The sequence below is a fragment of the Streptomyces sp. AC1-42W genome (genome assembly GCF_003248355.1).
GTDB lineage: Bacteria > Actinomycetota > Actinomycetes > Streptomycetales > Streptomycetaceae > Streptomyces.
The window spans coordinates 3,260,510-3,275,551 of record NZ_QKWY01000001.1; the positions used below are offsets into that span (position 1 = coordinate 3,260,510).

At 68.2% G+C, this 15,042-nt stretch carries 12 protein-coding genes and 3 pseudogenes; 11 read left to right on the forward strand and 4 right to left on the reverse strand.

The annotated features are described in order from the left end of the window. Nucleotides 1–703: 703 nt before the first annotated feature. Both DNK56_RS15070 and DNK56_RS15075 read right to left on the reverse strand, forming a co-directional pair. Nucleotides 704–2,139, reverse strand: a pseudogene (locus DNK56_RS15070) (IS1380 family transposase). Between the two features lie 91 nt (nt 2,140–2,230). Continuing rightward, nucleotides 2,231–2,758, reverse strand: a complete 528-nt coding sequence (locus tag DNK56_RS15075; protein ID WP_111334257.1) for a GNAT family N-acetyltransferase — start codon at nt 2,756–2,758, stop codon at nt 2,231–2,233. A 293-nt stretch (nt 2,759–3,051) separates the two neighbouring features. On the opposite strand from DNK56_RS15075, the gene DNK56_RS15080 reads away from it, so the two are divergent. Continuing rightward, the gene (locus DNK56_RS15080; protein ID WP_111334259.1) at nt 3,052–3,819 is read left to right on the forward strand and encodes a transposase; all 768 of its coding nucleotides are present in this window, start codon (nt 3,052–3,054) and stop codon (nt 3,817–3,819) included. A 330-nt stretch (nt 3,820–4,149) separates the two neighbouring features. Here DNK56_RS15080 and DNK56_RS34985 read toward each other — a convergent pair whose 3' ends face one another. Further along, the gene (locus DNK56_RS34985; RefSeq protein ID WP_111334261.1) at nt 4,150–4,707 is read right to left on the reverse strand and encodes a hypothetical protein; all 558 of its coding nucleotides are present in this window, start codon (nt 4,705–4,707) and stop codon (nt 4,150–4,152) included. An 82-nt stretch (nt 4,708–4,789) separates the two neighbouring features. Between DNK56_RS34985 and DNK56_RS15090 the strand changes: the two genes are divergently transcribed. The 10 genes and pseudogenes from DNK56_RS15090 to DNK56_RS15130 all read left to right on the forward strand — a co-directional run. Beyond that, nucleotides 4,790–5,023, forward strand: a complete 234-nt coding sequence (locus tag DNK56_RS15090) for a YceI family protein (RefSeq protein WP_158558516.1) — start codon at nt 4,790–4,792, stop codon at nt 5,021–5,023. 385 nt (nt 5,024–5,408) lie between these two features. Beyond that, entirely contained in the window at nt 5,409–5,549 is a 141-nt protein-coding gene (locus DNK56_RS34990; protein WP_158558515.1) for a hypothetical protein, read from the forward strand. Nucleotides 5,550–5,690: 141 nt separating this feature from the next. After that, nucleotides 5,691–6,326, forward strand: coding sequence for a DUF4158 domain-containing protein (locus DNK56_RS15095; protein WP_111334265.1), 636 nt, complete (start codon nt 5,691–5,693; stop codon nt 6,324–6,326). Continuing rightward, nucleotides 6,323–7,069 carry a hypothetical protein gene (locus tag DNK56_RS34995; protein WP_158558514.1) on the forward strand — a complete coding sequence of 249 codons (747 nt, stop codon included), beginning with the start codon at nt 6,323–6,325 and terminating at the stop codon, nt 7,067–7,069. Before DNK56_RS15095 ends, DNK56_RS34995 begins: the two co-directional genes overlap by 4 nt. Before the next feature lie 73 nt (nt 7,070–7,142). Continuing rightward, a pseudogene (locus DNK56_RS15110) lies at nt 7,143–8,134 on the forward strand (IS5 family transposase). 80 nt (nt 8,135–8,214) lie between these two features. Continuing rightward, nucleotides 8,215–9,339 carry a Tn3 family transposase gene (locus tag DNK56_RS35965; protein WP_111415622.1) on the forward strand — a complete coding sequence of 375 codons (1,125 nt, stop codon included), beginning with the start codon at nt 8,215–8,217 and terminating at the stop codon, nt 9,337–9,339. Further along, a complete protein-coding gene (locus DNK56_RS15120; RefSeq protein WP_241989967.1) occupies nt 9,240–10,304 on the forward strand; it encodes a tyrosine-type recombinase/integrase in 1,065 nt (354 codons plus the stop codon). Before DNK56_RS35965 ends, DNK56_RS15120 begins: the two co-directional genes overlap by 100 nt. Before the next feature lie 26 nt (nt 10,305–10,330). Further along, the gene (locus DNK56_RS15125; RefSeq protein ID WP_111334277.1) at nt 10,331–12,415 is read left to right on the forward strand and encodes a tyrosine-type recombinase/integrase; all 2,085 of its coding nucleotides are present in this window, start codon (nt 10,331–10,333) and stop codon (nt 12,413–12,415) included. Nucleotides 12,416–12,420: 5 nt separating this feature from the next. Further along, nucleotides 12,421–12,528 (forward strand): Tn3 family transposase, encoded by a 108-nt coding sequence (locus DNK56_RS36740; protein ID WP_446750467.1) that lies wholly within the window; start codon nt 12,421–12,423, stop codon nt 12,526–12,528. Next, nucleotides 12,527–13,069: pseudogene (locus DNK56_RS15130) on the forward strand (Tn3 family transposase); the annotation flags it as partial. The gene DNK56_RS36740 and the pseudogene DNK56_RS15130, both read left to right, overlap by 2 nt. Before the next feature lie 24 nt (nt 13,070–13,093). Here DNK56_RS15130 and DNK56_RS35970 read toward each other — a convergent pair. Continuing rightward, nucleotides 13,094–14,695: an IS1634 family transposase gene (locus DNK56_RS35970; RefSeq protein ID WP_241989879.1), complete on the reverse strand. Its 1,602-nt coding sequence runs from the start codon at nt 14,693–14,695 to the stop codon at nt 13,094–13,096. Nucleotides 14,696–15,042: the final 347 nt, after the last annotated feature.

Genomic DNA, 15,042 nt, shown 5'->3' on the forward strand with positions numbered 1-15,042 from the left:
CGGTGGCTACAGGCCGTTCGGGGAGGCCATGGCGAAGTGCTGCGGGGTAGCCGTGGCGAGGCCGCGGGGGTATAGCCGGGCTTCTCCTCCGTCGATCGAACAACGAGTGAACACGGGAACCGTCCCGGTCCTGACCTCAGACAACGCGTCCAGCGGTGTTCGAGGCTGGGCCCATCGTCGGCCGATCGGGCCGGGATGGGGCGGAGCCGTCGTAGTACTCCGAGCCGGGGGTGCGACACGAAAGTCGCACGAGTTGAGTGAGCTTCATCGAAGGAGGTTCGGCTGATGCCGAAGGTGTAGTTACGGATCAGTGTTCGAGGATCTGTCCCCGGCCTGACGTGCGTCGCTGGTAACGGCGGGGTGCGAAGCTCAGGTCTCCAGGCCCAAGGGCTCCCGTTCCATCCGGGAGCTACAGGTCACGGGGAAGGCCGACAGGGTGAACAACGTGAACCCCTGGTGATGCCTCGTCATCGGAAGCCTCGCAGATGGGTAGTTGCAGCGAGGTCAAGGACTGGCCGTTGAGAAGCGGCAGGCGCCGACCGGAAGACTCTAACCTCGCCGTTTCGGTTGGGCTGAGGCGGCTGCGTTGGTCACCGACTGTTGGGTGGTCGAGGCGATTCTGTTGCCTGGGCATGGTGGAGTCCCGGCGCAATGGTCGGGTTCTCCGGGTCCTTCGGATCGTGGGCGGGCGGGGGGCCGCAGGTCAGTCAACTGGTCGGGGCAGTGCGGCAAGGCGGTGGAAAGCCGTGGCCAGTTCGTGTCTCCAGGGCCAGGTCGCCGAATCCGCAGGCGGAGGCGGCGTCCGCCGCGGGTGAGGCGGGCGGCAACGTGCAGCAGCCGGTAGCGAAGTTTCTTGGGTTCGGCGGCGGCGAGTTCGCCATCCAGCAGGAGGACGCGGGCCCAGGCGAGGAGATCGATCGCCGTGAGGCTGAGTTCGAGCCAGGTGGCGTTGACGTCGAAATGGCGGGAGGGGAAGCGGCCGAAGCCAGTGTTCTTGCCGCACCGGATGTGGTCCTCGACGGTGGCGTGTCCGCGGTGGCGGACCTCAAGGAACTGTGCGGAGCCGCCGCCGGAGTAAGGGGTATCGGTGAGAAACACCTGGTGTCGCAGGCCCTCGTCGTGATCGAACAGGGACAGTTGGGCGCCGGGGTGCGGTCGTTCGCGCCGCACGATGACGCGGGTGCCGACCGGGTAACCGGCGAGGTCGACCATGCCGGTCAGTTCGGCGACCTCGGTGCCGTCGCGCAGTGTCCCGTTCTGGTCCAGGGCGGGATGCCAGAGAGCTTCGGGCAGTGAGCGGATTGCGCGACGGAGTGGCTCGGTGATGGCGTATCCGACCGAGAACCGCAGGTTCAACCCGTGCTCGCGCAAGGTCCGGATGTGGGTGAGGAAGGCTTTTGCGGATCCGGCGCTGTCGGCGCGGACCAGGATCTGAGTGCCGTACCGGTGAGCGTCGGGGATCTGTGCGAGGGCGTCGTCCAGCACCGCGATGTGGTCGGCGGCGGTGTTGGCTCCGGAGTTGCCGGGCCGCAGTCGGCCGGACATGGCCTCGCCGGTGTTCGCGAGGAAACACAGCAGTGGATGGAAGCCGAAGCCGCCTTTGTAAGTGGGCGCGGCCTGTTCCTTTTCCGAGTGGGAGGTGACCAGCGTGGCGTCGAGGTCCAGGACCAGGCCGGGAAGTTCACGTCCGCCGGCCTGGACGGCGGGCATGCCCGGGCCTGTCTCGGCGGCCTGCATCCAGGCGACTTCCCGGGCTGAGGCGCGGGCCGCTCGCAGCGAAGCGAGTACTGCCCCGTCGGTGTCGTCGAGCAACCGCCAGGCGGTAGGTGTGGAGGCGACCGGTCCGAATACCTCGCCCTGGTCCCGCAGCACGGCCAGATCCGCTATCGCCTCACCGCCGTCGGCGAGCATCACCGCGAGATCGGTGGCGGTCCGACCTGGATCGTGCCCGGTGCCACGCGGTCGCAGCGGCCTGAGCGCAGTGGAGTAGGCGGTGGTCAGACCGGTGGCATCGGCAAGATCCGCCAGCAAACGTGCGCCCGCGTGCCCGACGACCCCCGAACCGTCAGTGGAGACGTGGAGCTTGGGACGAGAACCGATACCCTGCACGCAGGAAGTGCCTTCCGCTTGGACCGACAGAACCCCTCGACAAGGTTCATCGTCCCAGCTCAGAAGGAACTTTCGTATTTCCTCCCCGCTTCCGGCTTCATCTCAACCGAAACCGGCGCGGTTAGTCGCCGAGGATCCGCTCCCACAGCAGCCCGTCCCGCCAGCTCCCGTCGAGAAAGATCGAGGAGTGCGCGACGCCGTACGGGCTGAACCCGTTGCGGCGCAGTACCCGCTGCGACGGCAGATTTTCCAGATTGGTGGACGCCTCGGCGCGATGCAGCCCGAGTTCGTCCGTCATCACCCGGAGTACAAGCCCGACGGCGTGCCCGGCGTGCCCTTGATTCTGGGCGATGCTGGCGATCCAGTATCCGACGGAGCCGCGGCGCAGGTGCGGCTGCGGCAGGATGCCCCCGACGGTGATCTGCCCGATCACCTGGTCGTCGGCGAGTACTACGCCCGGCCAGACCGTGCCGGCCCGGTATCCGGCCAGCAGGCTGTCGATCCGCTCCGCCTGGCCCGCCGGGGTGAAGAAGTCGGCCGGCTGGGCCGGTTCCCACGGCCGGAAAGCCTCGAAGCCCCGCACTCGATGCGCGGCAATCGGGGCGGCGTCGGTGGGCTCTATCAGACGGATTCTGGTGCTGCTGCGCATGGGCTGATCCTCGTCGCGGTGCGTCGATGAGACGGCCAGCCTAAGCGAGGGTGCCCGCGCCGCCGCACCCTACGCCCGCCGGAGGATCGAGTCGATCGCGCAGCTTGTGCTCTCGATACCCTGCACGCAGAAAGTGCCTTCCGCTTGGACTGACAAAACCCCTCGACAAGGTTCATCGTCCCAGCTCAGAAGGCACGTTCGTTTTTCCTCCCTGCTTCCGGCCTCATCTCAACCGAAACGGCGAGGCTAAGGGTTGTCCCGTAACTGCTGGTCACGGGTGAGATGATCTTGCGGTGGCTGGTGTGATCACGGCGTCGGAGCCGTCCTGGATAGCCCCGTTCACCGGGCTGAGCCCTCGCCTGTTCGGCAAGCTGGTGACCGTACTGCGGCGCGAGGGTGCGGATGCGGTCCGCAGGGGCCGGCCGTGGAGCCTCCCGCTGGAGGACCGGGCTCTGCTGGTCGCGGCGTACTGGCGCACAAACTTGACGATGCGCCAGCTCGCCCCGCTCTTCGGGGTGTCCAAGTCGGCAGCGGACCGCATCATCGACCACCTCGGGCCGATGCTCGCGCTCCAGCCCCGCAAGCGGTTCGCCAAGGACACCGTCCTCATCGTGGACGGCACCCTGGTCCCCACCCGGGACCACACGGTGGCGGAGCAGTCCAAGAATTACCGGTACTCGACCAACCATCAGGTCGTCATCGACGCCGACACCCGCCTGGTCGTCGTGGTGGGCCGGCCGCTTGCCGGAAACCGCAACGACTGCAAGGCATGGGAGGAATCCGGCGCCAAAGCCGCCGTCGGCAGAACACTCACGATCGCCGACGGCGGCTATCCCGGCACCGGGCTCGTCATGCCCCACCGCCGACGCAAGGGCGAAGACCTTCCGGACTGGAAGGAAGCACACAACAAGTCCCACAAGCAGGTCCGCGCCCGCGTCGAGCACGTCTTCGCGCGCATGAAGACCTGGAAGATCCTCCGCGACTGCCGCCTCAAAGGCGACGGAGTCCACCACGCCATGCTCGGCATTGCCCGGATGCACAACCTCGCCCTCGCCGGATAGACGCACGGCCCGCACAACGGCCAACCACGCCCAAGGCGGCTCAGAGATCATTTACGGGACAGCCCTTAGGCAATTACCCAACGGGGCGGCTTCATGCCGATCCGACCCCGCGAGCGCGTCGCGGAAGCAGGCCGACTGGGCGCGGCCGAGTCCCCGGAGACACGATGCGTGGGCGCCCGCTGAATTGCGCAGCAGAGTCGGAGTTGTGCGAACCCTCGCTCAGCCTGCCGTTCGCCAAGACCGGTGCCACGCGGTTCGCCGAGGCGATGGCTGCCAGGCTTTCCTTTTGAGTGGCGAGTGGAGGAGCGGTCGCCCCGCATGCGCTCGGTGCTACGGCGCCAACGCTGCCTGGATGCGCTGGAATTCGGCCGCGACCTCGGGCGAGGAGAGCATGTCGCTTGTCGGCGCCGGATGCCTGAAGTCGGCGGCGGCCAGGCTGATCCTGGCGATATCCACGAGGTGACGGTCTGCGGCCTCACCGAGGTACGCGCGCCACGCCTCGGCGGCCTCCAGCGCTGCCAGCAGTTCCGCGCCCATGTCGCCGTCCGCGAGGGTGCCGGCGTCAACGGTCGCCAGCAGCCGAGCTGTTGCGTCAGCTTCGGCGGCGGCACTGTCGGCCGTGGGGGTGGCTTCTTCGGTCGCTCCGGACGCTGTGAACGCCCCGGACGCGGTTGACTCGCGAACGACCCTGGGCCCGGCCGACACCCGGATCCGCAGGTCGTGCAGGGCCGCCCGAGCGGCATCGTCCAGGTCGTCGGCCGCCGCCCGGTCCACCTCGGGGTCGGCCAGCAGCCTGCCCAGGGTCTCGCGGGCGAGCGCCGACCGCGTTCCGGCGGCCGCGGCAGCTGCCGCGCGGCGTACCTCTTCGAGCATGTCGGTGTAGCGCATGCGCGCAAGCGTAGCCGGGCACGCCGGGCCAAGCCCGAGCCTGTCTGCCGGGCCGGACCTGTACTCGTGCCGGTCTGCGGGGGTGGACGACGACCTGGCGATCAGGGACGTCACCAAGCAGGTCACGCTGACTCTGGAGCCCAGGGGCTTCGGCGCGAACGGTGGCAAGCAGGCGTCGTTCTCGGCCACCGCAGCGATCGTGTGCACCGACTACGGGGTGACCCGCGGCAAGTCGGCGTTCGCGGTCAGCGGGGTCCCAGTAGTTTTCGCCGAAAAAACAACGTTAAGCCGTGCGGCAGCCCCTGATCTGGGCTGATCTCGGGGAAACGGCGCGGTGACCATGGGTGGCTCGGTAGCGTCGCGGCCATGCTGAGTGCCGACGAGCCGCCGCTGAACGACCTGAGTGACGAGCAGATCCAGAAGCTCCTGGGCGAGGTCGCCCCGAAGGTGAGGGAGCTGATGGAGGGGGCCACCCTCGCGATCGACGACTACAAGGAGGGCGGCTACGACGCGGGAGACGTGGAACCGGATCTGCGACGGGCTCGCGCACGAGGCGATGAACCTGATGATGGCGCTGTCCGCTCCGGCTCACCCGTATCTGGCCCGGGACTGCGAGGGCGGTACGGAAGGCCGCGGACATCACGCCGCGGGAGGGCCGGATTCGCGAGGCGCTCCAGCAGCAGGTCGCCAAGGGGCTGCTGATGTCCGTGCTCACCGTCGGGCAGCAGATGATGGTCGAGCCCGAGGAGTGGCCGGACGAGCTGTCGGCTGCGGTGCTTGGCGCGGAACGGAGTTCGAAGCGGATCAAGGCCGACCCGACCATGGCGAACCTGCGCGATTAGGGACCTGCCCGCCTCACGGGCGTTGGAGAGTAGTGCAACCCTCGTTCTGCTGACGGGAGTTCGGGGATTTTCGTCTGTCCGCACCAACTGTCCGGTTACCGGTGGTCCCGTCTATGTTGATCGAGTGGGGTGGGAGGGCCGATGGCCACGCGGGTGTTCTCGGACGAGGAACTGGACGGTTTACGGTCCTTCCCGGCGATCGGCAGGGACGAGCTGATCCGGTACTTCACCCTCACCCCGGCCGACGAGGTGTTTCTGCGGAAGTTCCGCCGGTCACAGAACGTGCTCGGCGCCGTTGTGCAGTTGTCCGTTCTGCCCTGGCTGGACTTCGTCCCCGACGAGGTGCCCGCCGCTCCGCCTGCGGCGGTCGGTCGTCTGGCCCGCCGGCTCGGGCTCGGGGTCGCTGATCTGGCGGTCTACGGGGAGCACGATCAGACGCGTACGGATCATCTGAAGGAGATCGCCGGGTATCTGGGGTGGAAGCCGGCGAAGGCCATCGAGCTCAAGGAGCTGGATGAGTTCCTGCTGGCTCGCGCGATGGAGCACGACTCCCCGAGTCTGCTGTTCCGGCTGGGCTGTGAGTACCTGCGCTCGGCGAAGGTGATCCGGCCGGGTGTGGTCTCGCTGCTGGAGAAGGTTGCCACCGCCCGCGAGGCCGCCGAGCGGGAGACCCACGCCCGCGTGGCTCACCTGCTCTACCCCGAGCGTGCGCAGGGTCTGGACGGGCTTCTGGTCGTCGACCCGGAGCTCAAGTCCTCGCGGCTGTACTGGCTGTGACCGGGCCGGTGCAGGCGTCGCCGGCGAGCGTGGGCGGCGAGGTCGAGAAGCTGAGGTTCCTGCGCGGCCTTGGCGCGGACAGCCTGGACATGTCGCCGCTGCCCGCCGAGCGGCGCCGCTACCTGGCCCAGATCGGGCGCCGTCTGACCACGCAGGCCCTGGTGCGGCGCGAGCCCAACCGGCGCGATCCGATCCTGCTGAACCTGCTCGCTCAGTCCTCCGTTGACGTCCTCGACTCCGTCGTCCAGCTCTTCGACCAGACTCTGTCCGGCTCGGAGTCCCGCGCCCGGATCAAGCTGCGCGAGGTGCTTGCCGAGCGGGCCAAGCTCTCCGAGGGCCGGCTCGCCCTGCTGGACGAGATCCTCCCGGTGCTGGCCGATGCCGGTTTCCCGGACGAGGCGGTGGGGACGCTGCTGCGCGGGAAGATCGGCATGTCCCGGCTGCGGGCCGCGCATGCCGGGGCCACCGCGCGGCTGCCCAAGGACCACGGGCACCTGGCGCTGCTGACCGGCTCCTACACCGACATACGGCAGTTCGCGCCGAAGGTGCTGGAGGCGGTGCGGTTCAAGGGTGGCACTGAGGCGAAGCCGCTGATCGAGGCCCTGGAGATCCTGCGGGAGCTGAACGCCACCGGCGCCCGCAACGTACCCGGCAACGCACCGAAGCTGTTCGTGCCGACCCGGTGGCAGGGCTACCTCGACGAGGCCGCGGCCAAGGGGAACGCGACCGCCTACCGGCACTAGGGCGCGTATTCGGTCGTGATCAATTTGCGGGTTTCGCCCTCGTGGTTGCCCCTGATCCGGTAGACCGTGGTGCGTGACCCGTGTGCAACTGACCGACAGTGAGTGGGAGTTCATCGAGCCGTACTTGCCGATCGGCGAGTACGGCCCCTACCCCGAACGGCTGCGCCAGCAGTTCGAGGGCGTGATCTGGCACTTCAGGACCGGCAGCCAGTGGCGCGAGATTCCCCGGGAGTTCGGTTCCTGGTCGGCCGTCCACAACCGTTTCCGGCAGTGGAGGGACGCCGGCGTCTTCGAAGCCCTGCTGGAGGGCGCGATCGCGGAAGCCGCCAAGCGGGGCGAGGTGGACTTGTCCCTGGTCAGCGTGGACTCCACCACCGTCCGGGCCCACCATGACGCCGCCGGGATGCACCTGGAGCCCGATGCCATGGCGGCCCTGGAGAAAGCCGCTGACGAAGCGGAGAAGGCCCGGTAAAAGGGGGCGGCCCGCAGGAACAGGACGGGCAGGACGACCCGGGACGGGAAGAACGGCGACGCATCCGACGCCGCCGAAAGCTCCGTTTGAAAGCCGCCCTGCTCGGACGCTCCAGAGGCGGGCAGACCAGCAAGGTCCACGTCGCCGGGGAGCGCAGGTGCCGCCCCGTGGCGTTCGTCCTGACCGAGGGCCAGGCCGCCGACAGCCCGCAGTTCATCACCGTGCTGCGGAAGGTCCGGGTCCCCGGACCGGTCGGACGCCCTCGCACCCGGCCCGACGCGGTCGCCGGGGATAAGGCCTACTCGTCCAGGGGAAACCGCAACCACCTGCGCAAACGCCACATCAAGGCCGTCATCCCGGAGAAAATCGACCAAGCCGCCAGCCGCAGGAAGAAGGGCGGCAAGGGCGGCAGGCCCGTCAGCCATGATGCCGAACTCTACAAGGACCGGAACACCGTCGAGCGCCTGATCAACAAGCTGAAGGCATGGCGGGGCATCGCCACACGCTATGACAAGACCCCGGAGAGCTACCTCGCCGGCCTCCACCTTCGTGGCGCGATGATCTGGATCAAGGACCTCACCAGAGCCGCTTGATCACGACCAAATACGCGCCCTAGTGGGAGCTGTGCACGCTGCTCGCGCTGCGCGACGGCCTGCTCAGCGGGGGTGTGTTCGTGCCGGGCTCGCGCCGTTACGACAACCCCGCCGCCTACCTGTTCAAGCCCGCCCAGTGGGAGACGCACCGCAGAGAGTTCTGCCGTCTGGTGGGCAAGAGCCCGGACGTCTCGCAGGTGCTGCCGCTGGTGATGGACGAACTGGATGAGGCTCTCACCGACCTGGAGGAGGTCCTGGGGCGCGGTGACGGGCCGGTCCGGCTGAACGATGACGGGGAGCTGGTCATCTCCCCTCTGACGGCGGAGGACATTCCGTCCGAGGCCGAGGACCTGCATGCGGAGTTGGAGCGGATGCTGCCGAACGTGTCGATCGCCTCGCTGCTGGTGGAGATGGACCAGCACACCGGTTTCCTGGACTGTTTTGTCCACGCCGGCGGCAAGCAGGCCCGTTCCCCGCAGTTCAAAAGGAATCTGATCGCCTGCCTGATCGGGCTCTCCACGAATCTGGGGTTGCACGGGATGGCCGCCTCGTGCGGCATCCCGTACGACGTGCTGGCGTGGACGGCGGAGTGGTACATCCGTGAGGAGACGCTGCGCGAGGCGAACATCTGCCTGGTCAACTACCACCACAAGCTGCCGGTGACGGCCATGTTCGGCTCCGGCACGCTGTCCTCTTCGGACGGGCAGCGGTTCCCCACACGCGGAAGGTTGATCACCGCCCGGCACCTGAACAAGTATTTCGTCTCGGAGGGCATCTCCACCTACACCCACGTCTCCGGCCAGCACTCCACGTTCGGCACGAAGGTCATCGTGGCCACGCACCGCGAGACCCACTACGTACTGGACGAGATTCTGGGCAACGCCACCGACCTGCCGATCACCGAGCACGCCACCGACACGCATGGCGATGTTGTTACCTGGACACCTCATGCCCCGTTAGCCCGGATGGGCGGCCAGATGTGCCGTCAGACGGGGCCGTTCCGGAGGTGGCTGTGCGGGTCCTGCACCATCGTCGCGAGGACGGCTCGCATCGGGTCGAACTGCTCGACGACACGGGCGAGCCGATCGAAGTCGTCTCGGGGTTCCTGCGCTTCCTCGGTGCGAGGAACTGCTCGCCGAACACCCTCGTGTCGTACGCGTACGACCTTCGGCACCTGTGGCGGTTCTTCGGCGAGCGCGGTCTGACCTGGGATGTGTTCGCTCCACCGCATGCGATTCCGCTGCTGGAGTACCTGCGCACGGTCCCCTCTCGCCGCCCGCGGCAGCGCATGGTGCTCACCGTCGCTACGGCCGACGCGGACGGTCCGGCCACGAAGCTCGCAGCGACCACGGTGAACCGGATCCTGGCGGCGGTGTCCTCCTTCTACGAGTACGCCATCCTTGCTGGCCTGCTGGACCGGGCGAACCCGATTGAGAAGCGCCCGGACCCCGCCCTGCAGCGGGTCTCCGAGCGCCACCGCCCGTTCATGGGCAGGGCCAGCCGCCAGCGGCCAGTGCGCCGCGCGGTCCGGGTCAAGACCGTCCAGGCTCTGCCCCGGCCTCTGGACGATGCCCAGGTCGAGGCCCTGCTCGCCGAGCTGCGGTCAACACGCGACCGGGCACTGGTGTTGCTGATGCTCCAGGGCGGCCTGCGTCCCAGGGAAGCCCTCGGGCTGCACCTGGAGGACATCGCCTACGGCCGCCGGCGCGTCGTGGTCCGTCACCGCGACGACCATCCGAAGGGCGCACGGTCGAAGTCCCGTTACGAGCGCGTGGTCGACCTTCACGAGCCCGAGGCCCTGGCCACGGTCAGCGCCTACGTGATGGGCGACCGGCCCATCGATGCGGAGAGCCCGCTGGTGTTCCTCATCGGCGGCCATGGCGCTCGGAGGCTGGAACCACTCGGCTACGACGGGCTGGTGCGGATGTTTGCCCGTGCCTGCACCCGGGCCGGGGTTCGCGAGCCGTGGGTGACCCCGCACGCCCTGCGTCACACCCACGCCACACGCATGTGGGAGGGCGGGATGAGGGAGCTCACGCTGCAGAAACGCCTTGGTCACACCTCGCCCGAATCGACTCGTATTTACACCCGGGTCTCCGATCCGGCCGTCGTCGCCGAGTACAACCGCGCCCTCGTCAGGAACGACGCACCGACGCAGGGGGCGCAGTGAGGTCGAAAGGCGTTTCCACAGCCGCGATGCTGGCCAGTCCCGGGGCCATTCCTCAGCAGCGGCGTCCCCGACGGCACTGCCCCGACGAGGAATGGCGCTCCTACGTCCAAGGTCAGGGCGGCAACCGGCAGTACCAGCTTCAGAAGCTGCGGTTCCGGCGCCAGTTCATCGACCGGTGGCCCAAGCTCGCCGGCTGGTTCGGCGCCCCGCTGGTCGAACGGGTCGGCCGGCTGCACGGCGAGCCCTTCCACCGTCCGTCCCATCCGGTGTCCTTCCGGGCCCGCACCTACCTGGTCTATCTCGGACTGCGTGGCTACACGACGTTCGACTACCCGTGGCTGTTCGCCCCCGGACAGCTCGCCATCGTCGAGCTGGCCGCCGCTCTGGGCATTGACCTGGGCGCAAAGGAGCTCGTCGACGACGCGATCGGCTTGGGGTTCAACCCGAACTCCGCACGTCAAGCCATGCACTGGTCCGTCAGCCGCATCGCTCTTCACACCGGCGTCTTCGACGTCGCCGCAATCACCGAAGACCACATCGCCGAGGCCTTGCAGGCCATCCGGTTCTTCGCCGACCACCCGGACCTGGAACGCTTCTACCCGTCGAGGCAGCGCTATCTGGAGGGCGCCGCCAAGAACTGGGTCACCCACCTCCACCAGCTGCAGGTCGTGCTCTTCCACCGCGGCCAGGTGTCCACCCACCCCCGCAAGCTGATGCCCTCGTGGAAACCGCCACTGGTGCTGCCACCGCGGATGCAGGCCGTCGCCGAGAAGTGGCTCGCGGCCCGCAGACTGACCGACCGCCCGGTGACAGTGGACAAGCTGGAACTCGCGGTTCGCCGCTTCGGCGACTGGCTCGGCGAACACCACCCCGAGATCGTCACGTTCGCCGATGTCACCCGCGAGCACTGCCTCGCCTGGCTCCAGCACATCGCCGAGGAACCAACCGAGCGGACCGGGAAGCCCCTCGGAGTCGTCTCGCGGATTCAGCGGGCCTCCGGCCTGGGCCAGTTCTTCCGTGACACCGCGGTGTGGCAGTGGGACGACGTCCCCGGGCACAGCCTCATCGGTCCCGGCGACTCACCGAAATCACCGATCAAGGTCCCCCGCTTCATCCCGGACGACGAGCTGGACCGGTTGATGCCCGTGATCGACACCATCGCCTGCCCCTTCCAGCGCGCTGCCCTGCTGGTCGCCCGTTGGTCCGGAGCCCGCCGGGACGAGATCCGCCGCCTGCCCCTCGACTGCCTGGATCGCTACCCGGACGGCACCGCCCGGCTGCGGCTGCCCGCCAGCAAGACCTACAAGGAACGCGTCGTGCCCCGGCACGACGACGCGGCGGACGCCCTCCAGAAGGTCATCGACCTGCGCAGGCAGGGCCGCGAACGCCCCTTCACCGACGAGCTGACCGGGCAACCGGTGCGCTACCTCTTCATGCAGCACGGCAAGCTGCTGTCGACGTACTACCTGTTCGACACCCCGATCCAGGCAGCCTGCAGGGCCGTCGGGCTGGTCCGTCCCGGCGGACGTGGCGGCACCGGCCGCGGCACCGTCACCGCCCACCGCTTCCGTCATTCCGTGGGCACTCAGCTGGCTGAGCGAGGCGCCAAGCTCCACACGATCATGAAGGTCCTCGGACACTCCAGCGTGTCCATGGCCCTCGTCTATGCGCAGATCAACGACCAGGAAGTCCTCCGCGACTACAAGGCCGTCCTCGAACCCGGCGCCAACATCGCCGGCCCCGCCTCCGAGGAACTGAAGTCAGGCGCTCTGCCAGAGGAAGCCGTCGACTGGCTGAAGACGAACTTCTTCAAGACCGAACTCGAACTCGGGCACTGCCTGCGGCTCCCCGCCGAGGGACCCTGCGAGTGCGATCTCTACCTGACCTGCGCGAAGTTCGTCACGACCCCGGTCTACGCGCCACGGCTACGGGCGCGACGCAAGGGCGAGAACGCCCTCGCCACCGACGCCGCCAACCACGGCTGGGCGCGCGAAGTCGAGCGACACCACTGCACCGTCGGCCGTATCGAGAAGCTCCTGAACGACCTCGGCCAGCCGCTCGAAGACCCCACCGACACCCTGGAGGAGAGCCACCTTGACTTGTCCACATAATCACCCTGGTCAACTTCGGCCTGTTCGACCTGGTCGGCAAACAGCTCTCCCCGCGCATCCGCGACCTGGGCAAGATCACGCAGTACCGGATGGGCGCCAAGGCCGACTACTGAGGAGCGGTTCCCGAAAGCAGGACCGCTACTGACGAAGAAGGCCAACCTTGGCCTGGTCGCCGACCACTGGGACGACCTGCTCCGTCTCGCAGGGTCAGTGAAGTACGGGCACGCCACCGCATCCCTGATCGTCGGCAAACTCTCCGCCTCCTCCCGGCAGAATGCGCTGGCCGCCGCGCTCAAGGGGTACGGGGCCATCAGGAGGACGATCTACGCGGCGAAGTACCTCTCCGACGAGGGCTACCGGCGCAAGATCGCCCGCCAGCTGAATAAGGGCGAGTCGCTGCACGCCCTGCGCCGCCAGCTTCACTACGCCCGCGAGGGCAAGGTCACCCGCCGCCAGCCCGAGCAGCAGAACGAGCAGGCATGGTGCCTGACCGTCGTGACGAACTCGGTCGTCTGCTGGCACACCGAGTACATGGGCCTGGCCGTGGGCGAACTGCGCGAAGCGGGCCGCGAGGTGGACGCCGAGGTCCTGGCGCATATCTCCCTGGCCCGCAGCTCGGTGGTCAACTACTACGGCTCCATCACCGTCGACTAGACCCGTACTTCGCGGGTGACCGTTTCAGGTCTGTGGCCAGCGGGTTTGTCCGATGTCGGTGTCGAGGAGGTCGAGGAGGTGGAGTTGGACGCCGCGGTTGATCTGGACGGTTGGCGGGTCGGTGACGTTTCCGATCCGGAGGGTGAGTTCGCCGAGGTGGTAGAGGATCATGCGGCCGGTAGGGCGGACCCGTCGGTTGTCCGGGTAGAGGCCGGCCATGGTCTCGTCGGGGCCCAGAGCGCGTCTGACCTGCCGCTCAATCAGACAGAAGACGAGCAGGGCCAGGCAGATGACCTGGATGAGCGCGGCGACGCGCCGGTTGTGCTGCACGAAGACCGGTGCGACCGCGAGGGGGCCCTTGAAGTCGTGGTAGCGCCGCTCGACGGTGCCCTGGCCCTTGTACTGAATCAGGACGTGGGCGGGTCCGGCCTTCTCGGCCGGGACGCTGGTGATCAGCGCCCACCAGCCGTCAACGGCGGCTTCGGCTTCCAGCACGTCCTGGTCGAAGTGCCAGGTGAGGCCCGGGGTGCCCTGCTCGTCGGCGGTGATCTGCCAGCGCAGGCAGGAGGTGACACGGCGCTTGGCGGTGACGACGCCGATCCGGGCGACGATCTTCTCCCGGGTCTTGTAGTGCCGTCCGCCTGCCGCACCGGCGAGCTTGTCGAGGTCTTCGGCGGCCTTGGCCAGTCGCTTGGCCCGGGCCGCCCGCTGGCCGGCCGCGACGGCGGTGGAATGCACCAGGATCCGGCGCACCGTCAGCGACGGGTCGCTTTTGCGGCGCCCGGTCAGCGTGTGAATGTCCTCCAGGACTCGGTAGGTCTCCCGTTCCGTCTCCGGTTTCCTCTCGTCCCGCCCGGGCACCCAGTCGACGGCCTGCGCCTGCTGGGGATCCAGGACCGCGTAGACCTCGTCCTTGATCTGCGCGGCCGGGACGGGCGCGATGAACTCCACACCGGCCTCAAGCAGGGCGGTGATGTTGGAGTAGGACACCAGTTTGGAGTCGGCGACCATCAGAAACTCGTGGGTGCCGGCCATCGACCGCAGGTCTTTCATCGCCCCGACGACCTGGCTGACCTCGGCCGCGGCGCCGTCGAAGACCCGGGAGTGGACGGGGATACCGCCGTCGGCCGAGACCGCGAGCCCGGACTGGATCTGTTTCAGATCCACGCGCCGGTCCTTTGGATGCCCGTTGCAGGCGATGAGCGGGTACCGCTCGTCCTGCTCCTCGGCAGGGAAAGCGCCATGGACGGACATGCTGGTCATGTCCCAGTGCAGCCGCGAGACATCGATCCCGAACTCGGTGATCGCCCGAGCGCCGACCGTGCCCGCGATGACCTCCAGCTTCGGAGCGATCGCGTCCAGGGCGCGGGCCAGGCGGTCATCATTGAGGAGGTCCGGCGTGATACCGAAGACCTCCTCCACCGCCCAGGTCCTCGCCCAGTCCCCGACGCGCACCAGTGGTGCGGGCGAGGTCAGCCGGTTGGCCACCAGTGCCTCGATGACCTGCCCGTGCGTCAGATGGGCGCTCGCACCGCCTGGACACACTTCGTCGACGATCCCCGCGACGTCCAGCCGGCGCAGAAACTCGGCAGCGACAGGCAGAGCGCCCAGACGCTTCTCCACCACGGACGTCACCACCACTTCAAGGCGCTGACGCTCAGATCGTGGCCGCGGGGACCGGGAAGTCATCGACACATCCGGACCAACGCCATACGACCGGCCCGGGACACTCCCAGACCGGTCACACCATACGAATCAACGACCCGCGAAGTACGGGACTAGAAGCACGAACTCGCCCAGCTCGATGACCAAGGACACCGGCCGCTGCGGACCATCACGGCCGACGATGCTGCCGCCGGGCTGTAGAGCGGCGATCGGCCCCGAACCCGTAGGGTCGGCCCGACCTCGCGGCGAGAAGATGCGGGCAACGGAAGACGGCGGAGAGACCCGTCCGACAGAGGTGCGTGCCTGCG

Excerpts from the sequence above, each read along its gene's own strand:
- DNK56_RS15075 (WP_111334257.1), bottom strand. The coding sequence starts at position 2,758 with ATGCGCAGCAGCACCAGAATCCGTCTGATAGAGCCCACCGACGCCGCC.
- DNK56_RS34985 (WP_111334261.1), bottom strand. The coding sequence starts at position 4,707 with ATGCGCTACACCGACATGCTCGAAGAGGTACGCCGCGCGGCAGCTGCC.
- DNK56_RS34990 (WP_158558515.1), top strand. The coding sequence starts at position 5,409 with ATGTCCGTGCTCACCGTCGGGCAGCAGATGATGGTCGAGCCCGAGGAG.
- DNK56_RS15095 (WP_111334265.1), top strand. The coding sequence starts at position 5,691 with ATGGCCACGCGGGTGTTCTCGGACGAGGAACTGGACGGTTTACGGTCC.
- DNK56_RS15125 (WP_111334277.1), top strand. The coding sequence starts at position 10,331 with ATGCTGGCCAGTCCCGGGGCCATTCCTCAGCAGCGGCGTCCCCGACGG.